This window comes from uncultured Paraglaciecola sp. (genome assembly GCF_913058035.1).
Lineage (GTDB): Bacteria > Pseudomonadota > Gammaproteobacteria > Enterobacterales > Alteromonadaceae > Paraglaciecola.
Map to the genome: position 1 here is coordinate 17,013 of NZ_CAJXPA010000008.1, position 19,782 is coordinate 36,794.

Below are 19,782 nucleotides of genomic sequence, written 5' to 3' on the forward strand. Positions count from 1 at the left end.
TCAGTGCGTAAATTTGTCAGCTTATCTACTAAAATAATGGGCGTTTTGATTGCATTCTTGTTATTTGCGAGTGTTTCAATAACTTATTTGTGGGTAAACAAAAATAATCAGGATTATGCTGTTCAACGACAAACATTACTGGATCAGGATCAAAAACAATTTGGGTTCATCCGAGGCCTTTTGCGGGCCAGAGTGGAGACTTGGTTTGAATCCTTTATTCACTTTCAAGCAAGTTACGCTGACAATATTGAGGCTACTGCTTTATTCTTCGAAAGTGAATTTGATTACTTGCAACTTAACTGGCAGATCAACAATTTATGGTTGTTTGATAACGATAATAAGTTACGTTTTAGTACAACTGAATATACTCAAAAATATGTTTTTGCAGATGTCGCAAAGGTCATCAACTCTCAGTCGTCAGTCTCTCATATTCGTTGTTATGAAGATTGCCAGCAACAAATTAGTATGCCGATTTTATCTAATTCAGGCGAAGTTGTTGTGTTATCAGTCAGTAGCTCGTTGTTGGAGGTCTTAGCGGCAGTCAATCGTTCTACATTTGCTAAGTTAGCAATTTTAAGTGCCAATAAACTAGCGTCTAAAACTTTAAACGTTCAAAGTTTAAAGTTGAAACCACCTATTAGCCTTGTAAATAAACAATTTATGCAAGAAATCCTTGCTGTTTTACCCAAAACTCTTCTCCTATCACAAATGCTTGATTCAGGTTATCGATTAGCAGTGAGGGATAACGTATATTTATTGAACTTATTACCTATCGATCCACATCTTGAAAGTTCAATTTACTTGATGTTTGTGCATGATATTAGCGAAGTTTCTCTAGCACATAAACAATATCAGACGCAGGTATTGGTGATATCTATTATTGTTGTCGTGCTATGTATTATTGCTTTATTTCTAATCACATGGCAATTTCGCCGCCGCTTGCTGCTAGTGGCTGAGCAGTTACCTCTTCTGGCACAAAAAAAATATCAAGAATTTCGTCTTCGTAAGTTTACAAAAGGTCGTTTCTTCGTCGATGAGATTGAACTATTGCAAGATTCTGCAACTCTGCTTAGTGAAGAGTTGGAGTTATTAGATGGAAGGATTGAACAGAATACTCGAGAGTTAGAAAATATTGCCATGTATGACCGCCTAACGAATTTGCCCAATTGTAATATGCTGAACTATCAACTAAAAAAATTATTGGCATCTATAAAACGAGATTCAAACAAGTTAACGCTTATGTTTCTGGATTTTGATAGGTTCCGTAAGGTTAACGACACCCACGGCCATGATGTTGGTGATGCATTTTTGATCAATGCAGCACAAAGAATACATGGATGTTTACGTGACTCGGATATGTTGTTTCGTTACGGTGCTGATGAGTTTGTAGTGATGTTTTTAGAAAAAAGTACTAGTGAAGGAGCACCTGTATTAGCAACCAAATTAATTGATAGTTTCATAGAACCAATTGCTGTCGACGACTTATTATTTTATACCTCTAGCAGCATAGGTATTGCAAGTACTGAAGACGCATCAATGTTAGTGGATGACTTGATCAGACAGTCAGACATGGCAATGTATGCCTCCAAAGATGCTGGGGGCGATAGGTACAGCATTTTTAGTGATGTTATGCAGAAGGCCGTATTACGTAAAGTTGAATTAGAAAATGAAGTACGTGACGCTCTTGAAAGAGGTGAGTTTAGTTTTGCTTTACAACCTCAAGTAGAAATTGCATCGGGTAAACTATTTGGATTTGAAGCACTTATTCGATGGTTTCACCCCGAACGTGGTTTTATTCCGCCAGATGAATTTATCCCACTGATTGAAAATACAGAAAACATGTTAAAAATAGGTTACTGGGGACTTAAAAAAGCATTCGAAATATTACAGCAATTAGATAAATTGGGCTTTGATAACCTAAAGGTAGCTGTGAATTTATCTGCGAGTCAGTTTTTGGATCCTGACCTTTTGCCATTCTTACGTGAGCAAGTCAAAATATTTAATCGTGACCCTTCACAAATTGAATTAGAGCTAACAGAGAGAACTGTGGTAATTGATATCGAACAAACACTTGATACCATGCGACAGCTAAAGGAGATGGGTTTTATATTTTCAATTGATGACTTTGGTACGGGCTACTCGTCGTTAGCTTATCTAAAACAGATGCCTGTTGATATTATCAAAATAGACAGAAGTTTTGTTTCTGGTATGAGTGATAATAGCGCCGATATGCAAATTGTCTCCTCGACGATTGCGATGGTACAAAAATTAGGTATGCAAGTGGTCGCAGAAGGTGTTGAAACCTCAGCACAAATGGAGATGCTACGAGGTTTACAATGCGAAATAGGGCAGGGCTATTTTATTTCTCGCCCAATACCTGAAAGCGAACTTTATTCTATCTTACCAGAGAAGCTACTAGGTGGTGTGTGGGACAAACTAGACCAATTACATACTAAATCTTAATTGGATTCGTAGTTAAGGTGTACAGTAAGATTTCCACCTGTGTATTACCTTCTGCTGTTAAAATTATCTTTCATCATATTGAATATATATGATCCGTTTTATTTAATTCTCATTCATAGGACTTCTGATGAAACATCACTTTTATAATCGTTTAGCTCAGCAAATTGAAGATACAAAAGCTCAAGGACTTTTCAAAAATGAACGCATCATTACGTCAAGCCAACAAGCTGATATCGAAGTTGAGCATAAGCAAAAGGTACTTAATTTCTGTGCTAATAATTACTTGGGATTAGCTAATCATCCAGAACTGATAAATGCGGCAAAAGCGGGTTTGGACAGCCACGGTTTTGGTGTGGCGTCGGTACGTTTTATTTGTGGTACACAAGATATTCACAAAGAGTTAGAAGCAAAGATAAGTGACTTTTTAGGTACCCAAGAAACCATTCTTTATCCTTCGTGTTTTGATGCAAACGGTGGGCTATTTGAAACTATTTTGGATGCTAATGATGCCATTATTTCTGACTCACTTAATCATGCGAGTATTATAGATGGGGTTAGACTGTCAAAAGCTAAACGTTATCGTTACGCAAATAATGATATGCAAGCTCTAGAAGCCCAGCTTATCCAAGCCGATGCAGACGGTGCGCGAACAAAGCTTATTGCCACAGATGGAGTGTTCTCTATGGATGGTGTAATTGCAGATTTGGCATCAATTTGCGATTTGGCAGATAAATATCAAGCTTTGGTCATGGTAGACGACTGTCATGCTACTGGATTTGTTGGTGAAAATGGTCGGGGTAGTCATGAATATTGTAATGTATTGGGAAGAGTTGATATTTTAACTGGCACTTTGGGTAAAGCACTAGGTGGGGCTTCTGGCGGATACACATCGGGTAAAAAAGAAGTGATTACTTGGTTACGCCAACGCTCTAGGCCATATTTGTTTTCAAACTCCGTGGCTCCGCCAATTGTTGCCGCATCCTTGAAAGTATTTGAAATGATGCAGGACGGGGAGCCACTACGTAAACAATTGGCTGCAAACGCAGCACATTTTCGTAAAAGAATGTCAGATGTTGGTTTTACGCTTTCAGGCAAAGATCATGCGATCATTCCTGTGATGATTGGTGACGCGCAGTTGGCTAGCGATATGGCGGATAAAATGTTACTTAAAGGGGTCTACGTAGTGGGATTTTCTTTCCCAGTAGTACCCAAAGGACAAGCACGTATTCGTACCCAAATGTCCGCAGCCCATAGTCTTGAACAAATCGATTTAGCAGTCGATGCTTTTATTGACGTTGGCAAAGAATTAGGAATTATTTGATGAAGGCATTAGCCAAGTTACATTCGAAGAAAGGCATCTGGATGACGGAGTGTGAAAAGCCCGCTGTTGGTCATAATGACTTGTTAATAAAAATCCATAAAACAGCAATTTGTGGTACCGATATGCATATTTACCAATGGGACGAATGGGCACAAAAAACTATTCCAGTGCCCATGGTTGTAGGGCATGAGTATGTTGGCGAGGTGGTTGACATGGGCCAAGAAGTCCGTGGTTTTTTAGTTGGTGACCGAGTTTCTGGTGAAGGACACATTACTTGTGGTCATTGCCGAAATTGTCGAGCAGGTCGTCGCCATTTATGTAGGAATACCACAGGAGTAGGTGTAAATAGGCAAGGTGCTTTTGCTGAGTACCTAGCTATACCTGCATTTAATGCTTTTAAAATTCCACACAATATATCCAGTGATTTAGCTGCTATTTTTGATCCATTCGGTAATGCAGTTCATACCGCTTTATCTTTTGATTTGGTTGGTGAAGACGTATTAATTACAGGTGCTGGCCCTATTGGTATAATGGCTGCAGCTGTAGCACGTCATGTTGGCGCAAGAAATGTCGTTATTACCGACATAAACGAATATCGTCTAGATTTAGCCTCTAAAATGGGCGCTACTCGTGCTGTGAACGTATCTCACATGGTATTGACAGACGTGATGAATGAATTGGGAATGACTGAAGGTTTTGACGTCGGCCTTGAGATGTCAGGTGTTCCATCGGCATTGCATGATATGCTCGACAAAATGAATAATGGTGGCAAAATTGCGATGTTAGGCATTCCAGCTAGCGATGTTGCAATAGATTGGAATCAAGTGATATTCAAAGGTCTGATGATAAAAGGCATTTATGGCCGTGAAATGTTCGAAACATGGTATAAAATGGCTAGCCTGATCCAAGGTGGGTTAGATTTGAAGCCTATGGTGACGCATCAATTTGCCATTGACGATTTTCAGCAAGGTTTTGATGTTATGGGATCTGGTCAATCTGGTAAGGTAATACTCAATTGGCAATAGTATTAAGATTAAATTTATGAGGAGAGTCGTCTAGATGGAGCAATTTGCCCATATATCAGTTCAAGAGACACAACAAAAACTGACTGAAGATAGTGTAAGAGTTGTCGATATTCGTGACGACGCAGCTTTTGCTGCAGGACATATTAAAAATTCCATACATTTAACTAATGGGTCATTGCATAGTTTTATGGCGGATGTTGAATTTGATATGCCCGTAGTTGTCTGTTGTTACCATGGGATAAGTAGTCAACAAGCAGCGCAGTTCTTAATTCATCAAGGTTTCGAAGAGGTATACAGTTTAGATGGTGGATTTGAAGCTTGGCGTAAAGAGCAGTCCTTTGAGGTTTCACAGCCTGATCTTTGAAACAATATAGGAAGTAAAATACGTTTGTCTACCCTGCTTAAGTTAGTCGCTTTTTCTAAAGAACAACCAGCAAGATTACTCACTGTTTACCTTGTAGAGCAAGGTATTCATGCAGAGTATCAATATTCAGCTAATGAGTATGCACATACTGTTATGTTACAGGAGTCATCTGATCAGAATGAAGCCAAAAAGCTAGCAGAAGAATTTGTGCTCAACCCAAGTAATACAAAATATCAAACATCTGCTTGGCAATCTGGTGAGACGGTGAAGTTAATTCCTGAGAAGACTTTTTCTTTAGATAAGACCATTGCTGATTTAAAACAGTCACCTTTTACCTCAAGCATATTAGTGATGTGTCTGATGATTTATTTATTAGCGATGATAGGTGTTTCATTCCCTTACTCGTGGTTAAAAATTCAGCCTTTGGCGACGCTTCAAGATACTGGCCAGTGGTGGCGAATATTGGGGCCGGCATTAATCCATTTTTCAGTCTTGCATATTGCATTTAATCTATTGTGGTGGTGGACGTTAGGCAAGCAAATTGAAAAAGCTTTTGGCCTTAGTAGTTTGCTCGTATTGTTTGTATTTTCTGCTGCTGCATCTAATGTTGCTCAGTTGGTAGTCAGTGGGCCTAACTTTGGTGGCCTCTCAGGTGTTGTCTATGCATTAGTGGGTTGTGTATGGTGGTTGGGATGGTTAAAACCAGCCTGGGGACTATCGTTACCTAAACCAATAGTAGGTTTTTTATTAGTTTGGCTAGTTGTAGGTTATCTGGATGTATTACCTGTAAGTATGGCAAACACAGCCCATACGGTGGGCTTAATTTGTGGTTGCCTATTTGCTTGGTTTTTAGTGACTAAAGCAAAAAATGCTGACAGGTAGTAATAATCTTTTAACTTTGGTGATAAAGGTATTTAGTAAAAATAACATCTTTAACCATTTCAAATCCTGTTTCTCTGAGCATGAGTACTCGTAGTTTTTTCAAGCAGTCCTGTCTAATTTCTTCGCGACCACTCAGCGACCTAACTTTTTCTTCTCGTTGGCTGCCGAATACCTCAATTGTTGCAGCTCTCATCAGAGGAGAGTGATGTTCAGCGGCTTCAAGAAACTCTGCATCTTCTAACATTAATTCAATTGTGACTCTAATAAAGCCTAAATTTTTTGCGCTAGAGCCTAAATAATTAGTGACTATATCTGGCTCAAGACTAAAATAAGCATAGTTTTTTCTGACCACATCTTGTGCGTAAACTAAACTTTGATAACTTAAAAGAGTCAGTATTATAGCGAGGTGATACATGTGCTTTTTTATCATTACTTTCTTTTTTCTTTTAACCTTTAACATAATTAAGTTTACCAACTTTTTTAATCAAAACGGTATTTAACTTTAGTCTAAGTCTCGCAGTTGTTATTATTGGTTTTTACTAATAGATAATGTTGTAAAATTGAAAACATCATATATTTTTCCGGTTGGTATCCCATCGTTATGGGCTGAACCAGACAAGTTTGTTATCCCTAATTCTTGTTTAAAGAATTGGTTGTTAGATACAGGCTCGTTAACTGAAAGGCTACAAACTCAATGTACGTCATTTCATTTGACTCTTATAGGTCAGCAGCAAGCAGAAATCACACCTGAAGAATTTCAGCGAGTATGCACTTTTCAACAGCAATTAAATCCGAAAGAGTGGCAGGTAAGAGAAGTAATATTGTGGGGTGATAATCAACCTTGGGTTTTTGCACGCTCAATCATCCCACAAAAACTATGTGAAAATGATTTTATTAACCTCAATAATAAACCTTTGGGCCAACTAATTTTTAATGATAAACGATTTGAACGTATGCCATTTGAAGTCACTAATATGAGTCCTAGCAACGCTTTTCAAGCACAATTACAGCTGTCCACTGAAATGGACTTGTGGGGACGCCGTTCTGTATTTAATTTTGAAAATCTTAAAATGTCGGTTAGTGAAGTATTTCTTCCAAATTCGCCAGCTTACCAAGAGATGCAATAAACTAATATGTACAACTCAGGCAAATTATCATCAACAAAGTTACATGCTTATTGGCGCTTAATACGTGCCGATAAACCTATTGGTATTTACTTATTGCTATGGCCCTGCGTAAGTGCATTATGGATAGCATCAGCAGGGATTCCAGACCTACACATCTTAGCTGTGTTTGTACTGGGAGTGATAGTGATGCGATCGGCTGGTTGTGTGATTAATGACTATGCAGATCGTAATGTAGACGGTTTAGTTGAGCGTTCATCGACCCGACCTTTAGTGACTGGGGAAGTAACTGAGAAAGAAGCTTTAAGTATATTTTTTATACTATTATCTTTCGCACTAATTCTGGTTTTAACATTAACTTGGCAAACAGTTTTTATGTCAGTTGGCGGTTTAACATTAGCTATCATTTATCCCTTCATGAAGCGTTATACTCAGTTGCCTCAGGTTGTACTTGGCGCTGCCTTTAGCTGGTCTATACCGATGGCCTTTGTGGCAACAGGACAATCCATCAGTTGGATAGTTTGGACATTATATTTTGCAAACTTAACATGGACTGTAGCCTACGATACACAATATGCCATGGTCGACAAAAACGATGATATAAAAGTGGGCGTCAAATCAACCGCTATTTTATTTGGTCAATACGATAAGTTGAGCATATTGTTACTACAAATAGTCAGCCTGTTGTTGCTTACTACGACAGCGCAATTGCTAAAATTAAGCTGGCCTTTTTATTTAGCGTTACTCATTAGTGTGAGTTTGTTTTTGTACCAACATTGGCTGATTAAAGACCGAGATCGAAGTCTATGCTTCAAGGCTTTTCTACATAATCATTTTGTGGGGTTAGTGTTTGCGTTAGGTATTATTGGGCACTACAGCATCTACCCAGCATAAGTCATAAGTCATAAGTCTGGTTAGTTTGGGAATATATAAGCCACGTTTATTACATAAGTGGCTTACAAGGCTAATAAATAATGAGTTTACCCTTCTGGCTTCTCTAATGTTGCGAGGCGCTTTTCTAGTGCCTCGAGCTTTTCTCTGGTGCGCATTAGTACTTGGCTTTGAATGTCAAACTCTTCTCGACTAACAAAATCTAAGCGACTTAGTTGTGATTGTAATACTTGTTTAACTTTGGCCTCAGCGCCTTCTGCCATAGTTTTCATACCTGGAGGCACAGCATCAGAGATTTGTTTAGCAATTTCTTCTAGTTTTTTAGGATTTAGCATTAGTGTCTGTCTACCTTTCAAGTTCAAATTAGTTTTTAAAACGAAACCTGGGTCCAAGTTTAAAAAAGTTATACTCTGTTAATCTACTTGGACTCACCAGTATATTCTCTTACAATCGAAGCCCCATCATCATTGGCTGTTTAATTTAGCATGAAACTTAATCCTGGTCAGAACGAAGCTGTAAATTTTATCTCTGGTCCATGCTTAGTTTTAGCTGGCGCAGGTAGTGGTAAAACTCGCGTGATCACTAATAAAATAGCTTATTTAGTCAGAGAGTGTGAGTTACCTGCTCGTTATATAGCGGCAGTCACATTCACCAACAAAGCCGCTCGGGAGATGAAAGAGCGAGTGGCGCAGACTCTGGGCAAGAAGGAAGCGCGTGGTTTAAAAATATCCACATTTCACACTTTTGGTTTGAATATTATTAAGTCTGAAGTTAAAACTTTGGGTTTGAAACCTGGCTTTTCTTTATTCGATAACAAGGACAGTATGTCGCTGCTCAAGGATTTAACCGAGGTAGAATTTGATGGCGACAAAGAGCTTTTGTCTGGGCTACAGAGTTGTATCTCGAATTGGAAAAACGATCTTATTTTGCCAGAAGATTTAAAAAATCGAACTTTATCTCCCAGTGACATTGAGCATGCAGAATTTTACCAGCGCTACTACAATCATCTGCGTGCGTATAATGCTCTAGATTTTGACGACCTGATTTTATTACCTACTGTGCTGTTAAAAAATAATGAGGCTGTTAGGAAAAAATGGCAGAACAAAATACGTTATTTGCTGGTGGACGAATATCAAGATACCAATACCAGTCAATATGAGCTTGTAAGGCTCCTAGTGGGTGAAAGAGCAAGATTTACAGTAGTGGGTGACGACGACCAATCCATATACTCATGGCGTGGCGCAAGGCCTCAGAACCTAGTGTTGCTACAAAAAGATTTCCCGAAACTAAGAGTCATTAAACTTGAGCAAAACTACCGTTCGACTGAGCGAATTTTGCACTGCGCCAACATTCTTATCCAGAACAACCCTCATATTTTTGAAAAAAAGTTATTTTCTGAGCTGGGTTATGGTGAGCCTCTGCAAGTTATTACCGCCAAAAATGAGGATCACGAAGCAGAAAGGGTGGTAGCCGAGTTGATGGCGCACAAGTTTATGCAAGCCACAAAATTTAAAGATTATGCAATTTTGTATCGAGGCAACTTTCAATCCCGAGTATTCGAAAAAGTGCTGATGAGTAATCGTATCCCTTATAAAATTAGTGGCGGTATGTCTTTTTTTGGACGTACTGAAGTAAAAGATATCATGGCTTATTTGCGCTTACTGGTAAACCAAGACGACGACAATGCGCTGTTGCGGGTAATCAATACACCGACCCGTGGTATTGGGCGAGTAAGTTTAGAAAAGCTTGGTAATTTAGCTAATCTCAATCGTAGTTCTATGTTTGAAGCTGCTTTCGATCCCAATTTACAGGATGTTTTAACAGGTAAAGCCTTGGTATCAGTAGAGCAATTTAGTCGCTGGATAGTAGAGCTTTCAGACAGAGCAGTCAGAGGTGATGGCATTGCGACTATTCGCGAGATGATTAAAACCATGGGATATGAAGAATGGTTATACGAGTCTAGTACCAGCCCCAAGGCTGCTGAAATGGGTATGGCAAATATCAGTACTCTGTTTGGCTGGATTAGCAACATGCTTGAAGGCAGTGAACTAGACCCTCCAATGACATTACAAGAGGTGGTTAATCGCCTTATTCTTCGTGATATGATGGAGCGTGGTGAAGATAGTGAAGAGACAGATCAAGTTCAATTAATGACCTTACACGCGTCAAAAGGGTTAGAGTTTCCTTATGTATTTATAGTGGGTATGGAAGAAGGATTAATACCCCACCAAAGCAGCATTGACGAAGACAATATCGACGAAGAAAGACGTTTAGCTTATGTGGGTATCACTCGTGCGCAAAAAGTATTGTTTATGACGTTAGTTAAAGAAAGACGTCAATACGGTGAGGTGAGTAATCCCGAGCCTAGTCGATTTTTGCACGAATTACCACAAGATGATTTAGTGTGGGAACACAAGAAGCCAAAAGTATCAGCACAAGAACGTCAGCAGAAATCTCAAGTGGGGATTGCTAACTTAAGGGATATGATGAAGAAGAGTTAATCACTTACCATTTTAATTTTTTTGCTTTCTGTAAGTACTTACCTTGGCCAAACTCGCAGCCAGCATCTATTAACGCCTTATACTGTTCTGCGGAATCTATGCCTTCAGCAATCAACTTAAACTTCAAATGCCCCGAAATAGATAAAACAGACTGAATTAATTTCAAATTACGCTCAGAATAAGGCAGGGATTTGATAAAAGAATGATCCACTTTGACGTAATCAAAAGGGTATGAGTATAAATAACTCAAAGAAGCTAAACCACTGCCAAAGTTATCTAATACTAATGTAATCCCCGCGCGCTTTAATATTTTAATTGTGGGCAAGAAAAACTCGGAACGACGATTTAGGGAACTTTCATCAAACTCGATAATTAATTTTTTAGGGTTAACCCCCGCTTCTTTTATTTGTTCAATTAATTGTATCGCTAGAGATATTTGCGTGAGGTGGTGGATGGATAAGTTGATCGCAATACGTTTATTCTGGTCAGTCCCATTGAGTTGCCAATATTGTAATACTTCACAGGCTTTTGTCAGCATGTACTTATCCATTTCTGCAGTGAAACCGAACTGTTCAGCAATTTGCCAATACTGTTTGCGTTTGATTTTACCTATTCTTGAATGCTCCCAACGAACGTAATACTCTGTGTATATTGTCTCTTGATTAGTAAGATTAAAAATTGGCTGTGAATAAATTTCAAATGTCTTAGCTTTAAGTGTTTTTCTAAACTCGTCTTCAATTTCCAATTCTTCGAGTAGCTGTTTCCTCATCGTCTTATCGAAGACGACATAACGTCCACGGCCTAATGACTTGGCTTGATACATGGCTGCATCAGAATCTCGTAAGACTTCGTCAGTTGTTTGATATCCACTTTCAATAAAGGCGATGCCTATACTGGCACCTGAATACATATCTTTATTTTCGATCCTAAAGGGTTTGGCAATAAAACTGATGATACGCGCAGATATTTCTTCAACATCGGTAGGGGAGTCAAAATTGTCAAACAATACAACGAATTCATCCCCACCTAATCGCGCAAGTAAATCATGCCCACGGATACAGGAGTTTATTCGAATAGCGACCTCTTTTAAAAATTGGTCTCCAGCCATATGGCCTAATGAATCATTAATTTGCTTGAATCTGTCTAAATCGATAAATATTACTGCATAATTACTTTTGGTATAACGTTGTTTGCTGGCTAGAGCCAGCTTGAGACGACGATTAAATAAAACACGATTTGCCAAGCCTGTTAGCGAATCATGTTGTGCGTCATATTCGAGTTGTTGTTGTGCCTGTAAGCGCTCTTCAATTTGTTTTTGTAAAAACAGATTAGTGCTATTTAGCTCTTCTGTTCGCTCTTGAACTTCTTTTGAAAGTTTTTGATTATAAGCTTTAATAGCATCGGTGGACTGTTTACGGCTTAAAGCCACAGCAATGTGATGAGAAACAAAACGTAAAAATTCAAGATCTTTAACGTTATATTGTTTTTTTTTGTTGTAACTTTGAACGGCTATAACGCCACAAATTTCACCGTCTAAGACAAGTGGCGATCCAATCCATGAATCCATCTTCTGGAACTTGCTTTCAGCCAAATTTATAGAAAGCTCATTGGCTTCAGTTAAATGTTGCACTCTAGCACCGTCTAAAAGTTCAGCCCTACCATGCCTAATAACATATTCGGTTAGGCCTAAACCCATTGGACGAGGTTCAATCTTAGATTGTATTTCGTCTTTATAATAAGGAAAGTGTAAAGTTTGTTTGGCATTATCAACTATTGCAACATAACAGTTAGGTGCACCAATTAAACGCGACAAGATGTCATGAATAGACGAATAAAAATCATACATGCCTCCTTCAGCTGATGCTGAGAGCTCGGATATTTCAAACAACGCTTGTTGTAAGGATTCTACTTTCTGTCTTTCAATGATTTCTTCTTGTAACTCATCGTTGATTTGTCTTAATTGTCTTGTGCGCTGGCGAATAGATTTTTCAGTTATTTCTCGACTCTTAACTCTATCGACAGAGTTGACTATGTGCTGAGAAACAAAAAGTAATATTTCCAAATCTTCCTGACCGTAACGAATTGATTCATCGTAGCTCTGAACAACCATTGCACCTATTACTTGCAAACCTCGTTTTAGAGGTACACCAATCCAATCAATAGGGTTGGCGCCTAAATCTTTAACTGATATATCAGCAAGTTTTTGTTGATAAGTCTCTTTGGTTAAAAATAAATGATTACCGGTGCGTAATATGTAACCAGTGATGCTATTTTTTAGATCGTCAGCTGAGACCTTCGAAACCACTTGTTCGTCATATTCATCAATAAAATAGGCAAAATCAATGATTTCATTTTCTTCTTCATAAAAGGCTACAAAGAAGTTTTTAGCGGGCATTAATTGACCAATTATGTCATGAATTGCTGGATAAAGACTGGATAACTCACTGATTGAGCTAGCTAACTCTGAAATATCAAATAGTGATTTCTGAATTGATTCAGAATGCTTATATTTTTGTGTGATCTTCTGCAATTGAGGGACAAGCTCTCGAAGCTCCTCTAAAGAAAGTTGATTGGGGTTACTTTTCGATGTCATCAGTTAACAAATGATTCTTTGATTTAATGCAATTGCAGAAATATTATTAACAAAACTAAACTATTCATACTAAAAAAACCACCCTGAAGTGGTTTTTTTAGTCAAACAATTAATCTGTAGTTCTTAAACTATATACCTTCAATCATATGTTCGATTGCAGCCTTGATGTCATCATTTGAACAATCACCACAGGTACCCATCGGTGGCATAGCACCTATACCATTAATTGCATTTTGCCATACTGTGTCAAACCCCTTTGTCATTCGTGAGTCCCATCAGCAACGTCTTGAAATTTAGGCGCATTTAAAACACCAACACTGTGGCATGCAACACAGGCTTTAGTGTAAATTTCTGAACCTGACCTCGGTCCTGAAGCCATCGTGGCTTTGGCACCCGCTACGTGTACTTTACCAACAGGTTGAATGCGAGCCCTAATATCATCTTCGCTCATTTCTTGTGCTTGCACCGCCAAGATGCTGAAGACACCCATAAAAATACATAAAAAGGCTTTAAATTTCACAAAACTCTCCAAATCAGGTTTTATTTACCCAAAAAAACTGGGACGGATTATAACTACTAATATTGTGTGAACAACTATTTAACTAACAAATCTAATAAAAATTGTGTTTTATATTGCAACAAAACGATTTTTGATTACTAGTAAAGTAGCAGGTTCATACTAGTTTGATCCAATTAACTTTTTTAGATGTTAATATCCATGTGTAGTAAAAATTCTCCTGAAGGGATCAGTAATGATAACAATAACGCGTTTTTTGAGCTTAATCGGTTATGTTGTTTTAATCGGCACAGCCTTCTCACAACAAGCAAAAACACCTATCCTAGACAACACTCAATCTTATGAATACCAGTTATTAACTAAGGGGGTAGATATTCCTTGGGGAATGGCTTGGCTAGATGTAAAAACCATATTGGTAACAGATCGCAAAGGTGAACTGCGGATTATTAGTAATGGCATATTATTAAATGAAAAAGTGACAGGCTTACCAAAAATATTTGCTGAAGGTCAAGGTGGCCTACTGGATGTTGTGGTAGATCCCAATTACGCTCAAAATAATATAATATATTTTTCTTATTCTGGCCTAGAAGGCGAGGGTGAGGGTGCACATACATCAGTAATGCGTGCTAAATTACAAAATTTTAGACTAATCGAACAAACTTTAATCTTTGAAGGTAGTCCTAACACAAAAAAAGGCCAACATTATGGTAGTCGCCTTGCATTCGATAAAAATGGTTATTTGTATATTTCTAGTGGCGACCGAGGAAACCGAGACGTTAATCCGCAACGCTTAGACCGAGATGCAGGTAAAATTCACAGAATTAACAGCGACGGAAGTATCCCTACAAGCAATCCATTTGTTGCACGAAAAGACGCAAACTCTTCTATATACTCATATGGTCACCGAAATCCACAAGGTATGGCAAGACATCCAGTAACAGGTGATATTTGGATTCATGAACATGGCCCTAAAGGTGGCGATGAAATCAATATAATCCAAAAAGGAGCAAATTATGGTTGGCCAGTGATCAGTTACGGGATCAATTATAGTGGTTCGTCTTTTACTGAACTGACTCAAAAAGAAGGCATGCAGCAACCTGCTTGGTATTGGGTGCCGTCAATTGCACCATCAGGTATGACATTTGTCACTAGTGATTTATATCCAGATTTAAAAGGCAAAATAATAGTAGGTTCGTTAAAGTTTGCCTACTTAGTTGCATTAATGTTGGATGGTGACAAAGTCATTAGTCAAGAAATCCTATTTCCCGGAATAGGACGCGTTCGCAATGTTGTGCAAGGTGCAGATGGATTTATATATGTTGCCACAGACGGTTCGGGCATATTTAAGATAGTGCCCAGTAAATAATCTTAGCTTGAAATAGGTGTTGGTATTACTTATACCAATTTGGGCGTCTACAAACTTTATTTGCGACTTCTTTACATCTGTATAGCTCAGCTAATCTCACATAAATTTATAGACATGAGTTTGCAGCTATGCATTCTGTAATATAGAAGAATCGAAGTGTTGCTAATATTTAATTTGTGTTCGACAAGTTGACTAAGGCAATTCAGGCGAAAACAATTCGCGGATATTGGGAAGGTATTTTTCTGCACTCCCTGTGTTAAAACACACAATGCTTTGGTTAGTGTCGACTAATCCAAGTAATTTGGCCTGTGCTAATGCTGCTACCGTTGCCGCACCCTCTGGGCTTATCCATATTCCAAATTTTTGATATAAGCCCTTAACATGCAGCGCAATTTGGTCTTCGCTTACCGAAATTGCGCCACCATTGCTTTGACGAATAATTCGTAATACTGCTTTGTGGCCAACACCACCTGGCACGTTTATCCCGGTGGCAATAGTCAGACCGCCATCAGTAGCAATGGTGTCTTCTAAACCTTGTTGAAAAGCGCTGACCACAGGTGCATTAACTGTGCTTTGTATGGCAATTATTTTTGGACGGTGTGAACCAATAATGCCAAGTTCCTCTAATTCATCAAAGGCTTTCCACATACCAAGAATACCCGTTCCACCCCCGGTAGGGTAAAGTATCGCGTCTGGTAGTGACCATTGTGGTTTGAATTTGGGCCAAGGCTCTGCCAGTTCCAACCCCATGGTTTTTTTACCTTCGATACGCCAGCCCGGCTCTTGAAAAGTTGCACAGTTAAAATAACCTTCAGGTAAATATTTTTGTTTCATTAACGCGCCGGCTTCACGAATAGTGCCTTTGACAAGATCGAGGCTGATGCCGTCATGTTTAAGACTGTAGGCGGCCACCTTTCCCATTATTGGCATAGGTGTGTCATCGGGCATGATCACCGCAACATCAAGATCATTGGCTACACCATATTCGGAAAGTGAGTCACCTGCATTACCCTGAGTTGGAACTGCCAACGATGATAAACCGTAATAACGTGCCATAGTGACTACTACTGACATACCACGATCTTTGAAACTACCTGTTGGATTAGCGCCATAACCTGCATAGGGTTGGCCCTCATCTTTTAGATAAACCTGCAAATTTAACTCAGAACAAGTGAGATACTGGCTAACATCAATTATGGGTGTATATCCTTCACCCAGTGAACAAACGCTATCTGGATCAGTGCTGATGTCAAAGGGTAGCAGTGGACCAAAACGCCACATGTTTTTCACATGTGGCTGATACCAGGTCATTGATGGATAATCCCGGGTAATAGCTGCAATATTCACCATCATCTTCACTGGTCGACCATCGTCTTCACATAAGTTCATAGGGGTGTCAGTCTTATAAGTCCTGCCACACTCAGTGCATTGATAGTGTTTTATATACTTCATTGCTATAGCCTTATATTTTGGGATCTAATGTAACGCACACTTAGTCTCAATCCAAACAGCTAATCAGGATGTTAATGATATAAAAAAACAAATATAGTGGTGTTTCAATCGAAAGCTAGGTATTGGCTAGTGGGGTGTTAATTGTAAGTTTGTATATTAAATTGATCATCAGGCGATAGTATAAAACACTCATCATTACAGATAAGGTGTTGTATACGCTGTGTAGCAGACTCATTTCTATCTATGGTTCAATGGTAAGAGTTCACCGATTATCAACTCATCTATGGGGTGGGCTAAAAAGTCACACCTTGAGATGAGATAATGTTGTTTAACTATGCGGATGTTCCAGTTAATGGGCCTATCTTAATTTTAACTTACGTATCGGTTGATACTAGAACACGCAGCAACTACCAAGTAGATCATGGTTTTTATACATATAATCTGTTCAAATTATTTTTTTAAGACAATGTGCTGACTCAGTCATACTCTAAATTAAAACCAAGTTCAGATTCTGTTTTCAACGTTCATCGAATGGTGCAGACAATATCTTATATTTAGGCGTCTCTGAGAGCCCGATACCAGAAAGCGCTTTATCGTTTTCTTCTTGTCAAAATGATATTGCAGCTTGTCAGCCATTAATACTGTAGGGAGTGAAACCTTTCAATGCCTTGTTGTCACTTACGAAACTAATTGATACCCGTTAATGCTGTAACGGCTTGGTATATTAGAAACTAAAAAGCCCCACAATAAATTGTAGGGCTTCTAGAATAATGGTGCCCAGACTCGGAATCGAACCAAGGACACGAGGATTTTCAATCCTCTGCTCTACCAACTGAGCTATCTGGGCATCAACTTAAGTTGTCTTCTTAGACCGCTTGTCTCGTTGAAGGAGCGTATTAAACGGATTTAGCGCTTTTAAGTCAACCCCTTTTTAGGGAATTTTTGCAGATTGGTTATAGATTGCGCAAATTCGCCACTTAATCGGCTCTGTTCACGCAAATATTACTTTATAACTCGTTGATTCTAGCTTTTTGGTGGCACATAACCTTCGATATCTGGTTCTTTACCCTCAAATAAATAGCCTTGCATTTGAGCCTCTAAGAATTGCCTTGCAGTAGGTTCCATCATATTAAGTTTATTTTCATTGATTAGCATGGTTTGCTTCTTCTGCCATTCAGTCCATGCTTCTTTGCAAATATTGTCGAAGATCTTCTTACCTAACTCACCAGGATAGAGTTGGAAATCTAGACCATCGGCCTCTTTTTGTAAACGTTGACAAAATACTGTTCTGCTCATAATGCTCCTGACTAAACTGAATAATTAAAATGATGAACTTATTGTACTAAATAGTTTCTTAGTTGGCGCGGCTAATCCAACATTTTGTGGTGCTGATAAGTCGTACCACATTTGTGTGTCTTCCATTATTTGCCCAACAGGTTCTTGTTTTAGATGCAGCACAACCGGCTGTATGTCTAAATGAAAGTGACTAAACGTATGCCGAAAAGGACTCAGTGTTTGGTGTTGTATATCGTTGAGTCCTAGTTTTAGTGCCTGTTCAATGATTTGTTGTTCTTGTTCAACTTCATAGAACCCCCATAAACCACCCCATAGTCCTGCTGGAGGGCGTTTATAGATTAAAAGTTGTTTTTGCCACATGGGGATCAGCATAAAAGTAAATTTTACTGGAATCGTCTTTTTTGGCTTTTTGTGCGGTAACTCCGCTTGCCGACCTTGCACAAATGCTAAGCAGTCAATCTGTACGGGGCAAATATCACATTTTGGTTTGCTACGAGTACAAAGTGTCGCGCCCATGTCCATTATGGCTTGCGTGTAATCAGCCGTTCTGTTTTTTGGAGTTAACCTATCTGCGAACTGCCACAATTTACCTTCAACTTTTTTATTTCCTGGCCAGCCTTCAACAGCAAAATAACGAGTGAGTACACGTTTTACATTGCCATCTAAAATACTGTGATGTTGCCCACAGGCTAAAGATAAAACTGCAGCAGCAGTAGATCGTCCAATGCCCGGTAAGGCGATTAGTTGTTGCAACTGGTCAGGGAATTTTCCAAGATACTCATCTCTGATGATCTGTGCTGATTTTTGCAAGTTACGTGCGCGAGCGTAATAGCCTAATCCTGTCCAGTGATGCAACACTTCATCTTGTGGTGCATCTGCCAGAGTATATACGTCAGGGAATCGTTGCATAAAAGCTTGGTAGTAAGGGATAACCGTCTTAACCTGTGTTTGTTGCAACATGATTTCAGATACCCAAACCGTATAAGGGGTCTTATTTAGCTGCCATGGCAGGTTTTTCCTGCCGTGTAGGTCAAACCAAGCTAGGACTTTTTCATTGAATAACTGTTTAATATTGTTTAGTCCCGAGTAAGGTTCTGTTGTTCTTGACGTAATTACCGGATAATACCTTATCAAACTTTAAATAGTTCATTTGAGAATAGATTGCCAAAAACAGACGATACCACTTATCAAATTAACCAACCTACAGTGTTTTTTCCTGGCACATCGTGTGATGAAAGAATATTTAGCTCATGTTGGAAATATCTAGACATACCGATGCGTGCTTTTGTTCCTTTGCAATGGGCAGAAGATTTAGAGCAAATGAAAATGTTGAGTGCAGACCGCCTAGATTATTTTGAACCGCCCGTGCATTTGGTGGGGTATTCAATGGGGGGATATATTGCTGCATTAACTGCTTTAAAAAATCAAAATCGTATTGCATCTCTGACTTTAATCGCTAGTGCTTGTGACGAATTACCAAAAGATGAGTTTTTGCAGCATCGAGAAGTGCTTGAGTTAATCAAAAACAAACAATATTTCGGTATGACCAAGAAGCGCGTAAGGCATTTTTTTCATGACAGCCATCATCAACATAGCGAATATCTAAATATCCTCAAACAAATGGAACAAGACTTAGGCTCGGCCGTTTTGGCTGCACAAATGAATGCGACTCATCCTAGAAAAGATCTACTTCCTGCTTTAGCCAAATGTGCTTTTCCCATCCATATTATTTGTGGTGAGCAGGACAACGTGGTGACTGGATCCATTATGCTGGCTATGCATAACAAACTACCAAACAGTGATATGACTCTTATTAAAAAGGCAGGACATATGCTGCCAATTGAACAATCTAAAGTTTTGGCAGAATATTTAGCGTCTAAAATTCAATAAATTAGGTAGTGTGCCTTGCAATCGGTTCGTGTCGCCGGATAATGCGGCACATGAAGTACTGGTCTTCGACCAGTAATATTTTTTGAGATGAGATCTA

16 protein-coding genes, 1 tRNA gene and 1 pseudogene are annotated in these 19,782 nt (G+C 38.9%); 10 read left to right on the plus strand and 8 right to left on the minus strand.

Annotation, left to right across the window (positions count from 1 at the left end; translation table 11 throughout):
- The first annotated feature begins 3 nt into the window (after positions 1-3).
- The 5 genes from QZ562_RS02220 (at position 4) to glpG (ending at position 6,055) form a co-directional block, all read left to right on the plus strand.
- Complete coding sequence (locus tag QZ562_RS02220; protein ID WP_363315313.1) at positions 4-2,463, plus strand: bifunctional diguanylate cyclase/phosphodiesterase; 2,460 nt, start codon at positions 4-6, stop codon at positions 2,461-2,463.
- Between the two features lie 127 nt (positions 2,464-2,590).
- A complete protein-coding gene (locus QZ562_RS02225) occupies positions 2,591-3,784 on the plus strand; it encodes a glycine C-acetyltransferase (RefSeq protein WP_293756336.1) in 1,194 nt (397 codons plus the stop codon).
- Entirely contained in the window at positions 3,784-4,809 is a 1,026-nt protein-coding gene (gene tdh, locus QZ562_RS02230) for an L-threonine 3-dehydrogenase (protein WP_293756339.1), read from the plus strand. The genes QZ562_RS02225 and tdh overlap by 1 nt, the downstream gene beginning before the upstream one ends.
- A gap of 34 nt (positions 4,810-4,843) precedes the next feature.
- On the plus strand, positions 4,844-5,173 hold the full coding sequence (gene glpE, locus QZ562_RS02235; RefSeq protein WP_293756341.1) for a thiosulfate sulfurtransferase GlpE: 330 nt from the start codon (positions 4,844-4,846) through the stop codon (positions 5,171-5,173).
- Between the two features lie 24 nt (positions 5,174-5,197).
- Positions 5,198-6,055: a rhomboid family intramembrane serine protease GlpG gene (gene glpG / locus QZ562_RS02240; RefSeq protein ID WP_293756343.1), complete on the plus strand. Its 858-nt coding sequence runs from the start codon at positions 5,198-5,200 to the stop codon at positions 6,053-6,055.
- 10 nt (positions 6,056-6,065) lie between these two features.
- On the opposite strand, the gene QZ562_RS02245 is transcribed toward glpG, so the two are convergent.
- Positions 6,066-6,485 (minus strand): flagellar basal body-associated protein FliL, encoded by a 420-nt coding sequence (locus QZ562_RS02245; protein ID WP_293756346.1) that lies wholly within the window; start codon positions 6,483-6,485, stop codon positions 6,066-6,068.
- A 130-nt stretch (positions 6,486-6,615) separates the two neighbouring features.
- Between QZ562_RS02245 and QZ562_RS02250 the strand changes: the two genes are divergently transcribed.
- Together QZ562_RS02250 and ubiA are read left to right on the plus strand one after the other, a co-directional pair.
- The gene (locus tag QZ562_RS02250; protein ID WP_293756349.1) at positions 6,616-7,182 is read left to right on the plus strand and encodes a chorismate lyase; all 567 of its coding nucleotides are present in this window, start codon (positions 6,616-6,618) and stop codon (positions 7,180-7,182) included.
- Positions 7,183-7,188: 6 nt separating this feature from the next.
- A complete protein-coding gene (ubiA, locus tag QZ562_RS02255; protein WP_293756352.1) occupies positions 7,189-8,073 on the plus strand; it encodes a 4-hydroxybenzoate octaprenyltransferase in 885 nt (294 codons plus the stop codon).
- Between the two features lie 86 nt (positions 8,074-8,159).
- Here the strand turns inward: ubiA and QZ562_RS02260 are convergent, their stop codons facing one another.
- Complete coding sequence (locus tag QZ562_RS02260) at positions 8,160-8,405, minus strand: accessory factor UbiK family protein (protein ID WP_293756355.1); 246 nt, start codon at positions 8,403-8,405, stop codon at positions 8,160-8,162.
- Positions 8,406-8,555: 150 nt separating this feature from the next.
- Here QZ562_RS02260 and rep point away from each other — a divergent pair, with 150 nt between their 5' ends.
- Positions 8,556-10,571 (plus strand): DNA helicase Rep, encoded by a 2,016-nt coding sequence (gene rep / locus QZ562_RS02265; protein WP_293756358.1) that lies wholly within the window; start codon positions 8,556-8,558, stop codon positions 10,569-10,571.
- A gap of 4 nt (positions 10,572-10,575) precedes the next feature.
- Here the strand turns inward: rep and QZ562_RS02270 are convergent, their stop codons facing one another.
- Positions 10,576-13,164 carry an EAL domain-containing protein gene (locus QZ562_RS02270; RefSeq protein ID WP_293756360.1) on the minus strand — a complete coding sequence of 863 codons (2,589 nt, stop codon included), beginning with the start codon at positions 13,162-13,164 and terminating at the stop codon, positions 10,576-10,578.
- Positions 13,165-13,292: 128 nt separating this feature from the next.
- Positions 13,293-13,684 (minus strand): annotated as a pseudogene (locus QZ562_RS02275) (c-type cytochrome).
- Between the two features lie 232 nt (positions 13,685-13,916).
- Between QZ562_RS02275 and QZ562_RS02280 the strand changes: the two are divergent.
- On the plus strand, positions 13,917-15,047 hold the full coding sequence (locus tag QZ562_RS02280) for a PQQ-dependent sugar dehydrogenase (RefSeq protein ID WP_293756363.1): 1,131 nt from the start codon (positions 13,917-13,919) through the stop codon (positions 15,045-15,047).
- A gap of 192 nt (positions 15,048-15,239) precedes the next feature.
- On the opposite strand, the gene QZ562_RS02285 is transcribed toward QZ562_RS02280, so the two are convergent.
- From QZ562_RS02285 to mutY, 4 genes are all read right to left on the minus strand, one after another.
- Positions 15,240-16,499, minus strand: coding sequence for a threonine synthase (locus QZ562_RS02285; RefSeq protein ID WP_293756365.1), 1,260 nt, complete (start codon positions 16,497-16,499; stop codon positions 15,240-15,242).
- Positions 16,500-17,270: 771 nt separating this feature from the next.
- Positions 17,271-17,346: transfer RNA gene (locus QZ562_RS02290), tRNA-Phe, on the minus strand.
- Positions 17,347-17,522: 176 nt separating this feature from the next.
- Entirely contained in the window at positions 17,523-17,795 is a 273-nt protein-coding gene (locus QZ562_RS02295) for an oxidative damage protection protein (protein ID WP_293756368.1), read from the minus strand.
- A 24-nt stretch (positions 17,796-17,819) separates the two neighbouring features.
- Complete coding sequence (gene mutY / locus QZ562_RS02300; protein WP_293756409.1) at positions 17,820-18,866, minus strand: A/G-specific adenine glycosylase; 1,047 nt, start codon at positions 18,864-18,866, stop codon at positions 17,820-17,822.
- Between the two features lie 90 nt (positions 18,867-18,956).
- Here mutY and QZ562_RS02305 point away from each other — a divergent pair, with 90 nt between their 5' ends.
- On the plus strand, positions 18,957-19,685 hold the full coding sequence (locus QZ562_RS02305) for an alpha/beta hydrolase (protein WP_293756370.1): 729 nt from the start codon (positions 18,957-18,959) through the stop codon (positions 19,683-19,685).
- The last annotated feature ends 97 nt before the right edge of the window (positions 19,686-19,782 follow it).

Bases quoted from the DNA above. Each gene is read 5' to 3' on its own strand.
- QZ562_RS02225 (WP_293756336.1), top strand. From the start codon at position 2,591: ATGAAACATCACTTTTATAATCGTTTAGCTCAGCAAATTGAAGATACA.
- tdh (WP_293756339.1), top strand. From the start codon at position 3,784: ATGAAGGCATTAGCCAAGTTACATTCGAAGAAAGGCATCTGGATGACG.
- glpE (WP_293756341.1), top strand. From the start codon at position 4,844: ATGGAGCAATTTGCCCATATATCAGTTCAAGAGACACAACAAAAACTG.
- QZ562_RS02245 (WP_293756346.1), bottom strand. From the start codon at position 6,485: ATGATAAAAAAGCACATGTATCACCTCGCTATAATACTGACTCTTTTA.
- ubiA (WP_293756352.1), top strand. From the start codon at position 7,189: ATGTACAACTCAGGCAAATTATCATCAACAAAGTTACATGCTTATTGG.
- QZ562_RS02260 (WP_293756355.1), bottom strand. From the start codon at position 8,405: ATGCTAAATCCTAAAAAACTAGAAGAAATTGCTAAACAAATCTCTGAT.
- rep (WP_293756358.1), top strand. From the start codon at position 8,556: ATGAAACTTAATCCTGGTCAGAACGAAGCTGTAAATTTTATCTCTGGT.
- QZ562_RS02270 (WP_293756360.1), bottom strand. From the start codon at position 13,164: ATGACATCGAAAAGTAACCCCAATCAACTTTCTTTAGAGGAGCTTCGA.
- QZ562_RS02280 (WP_293756363.1), top strand. From the start codon at position 13,917: ATGATAACAATAACGCGTTTTTTGAGCTTAATCGGTTATGTTGTTTTA.
- QZ562_RS02285 (WP_293756365.1), bottom strand. From the start codon at position 16,499: ATGAAGTATATAAAACACTATCAATGCACTGAGTGTGGCAGGACTTAT.
- QZ562_RS02295 (WP_293756368.1), bottom strand. From the start codon at position 17,795: ATGAGCAGAACAGTATTTTGTCAACGTTTACAAAAAGAGGCCGATGGT.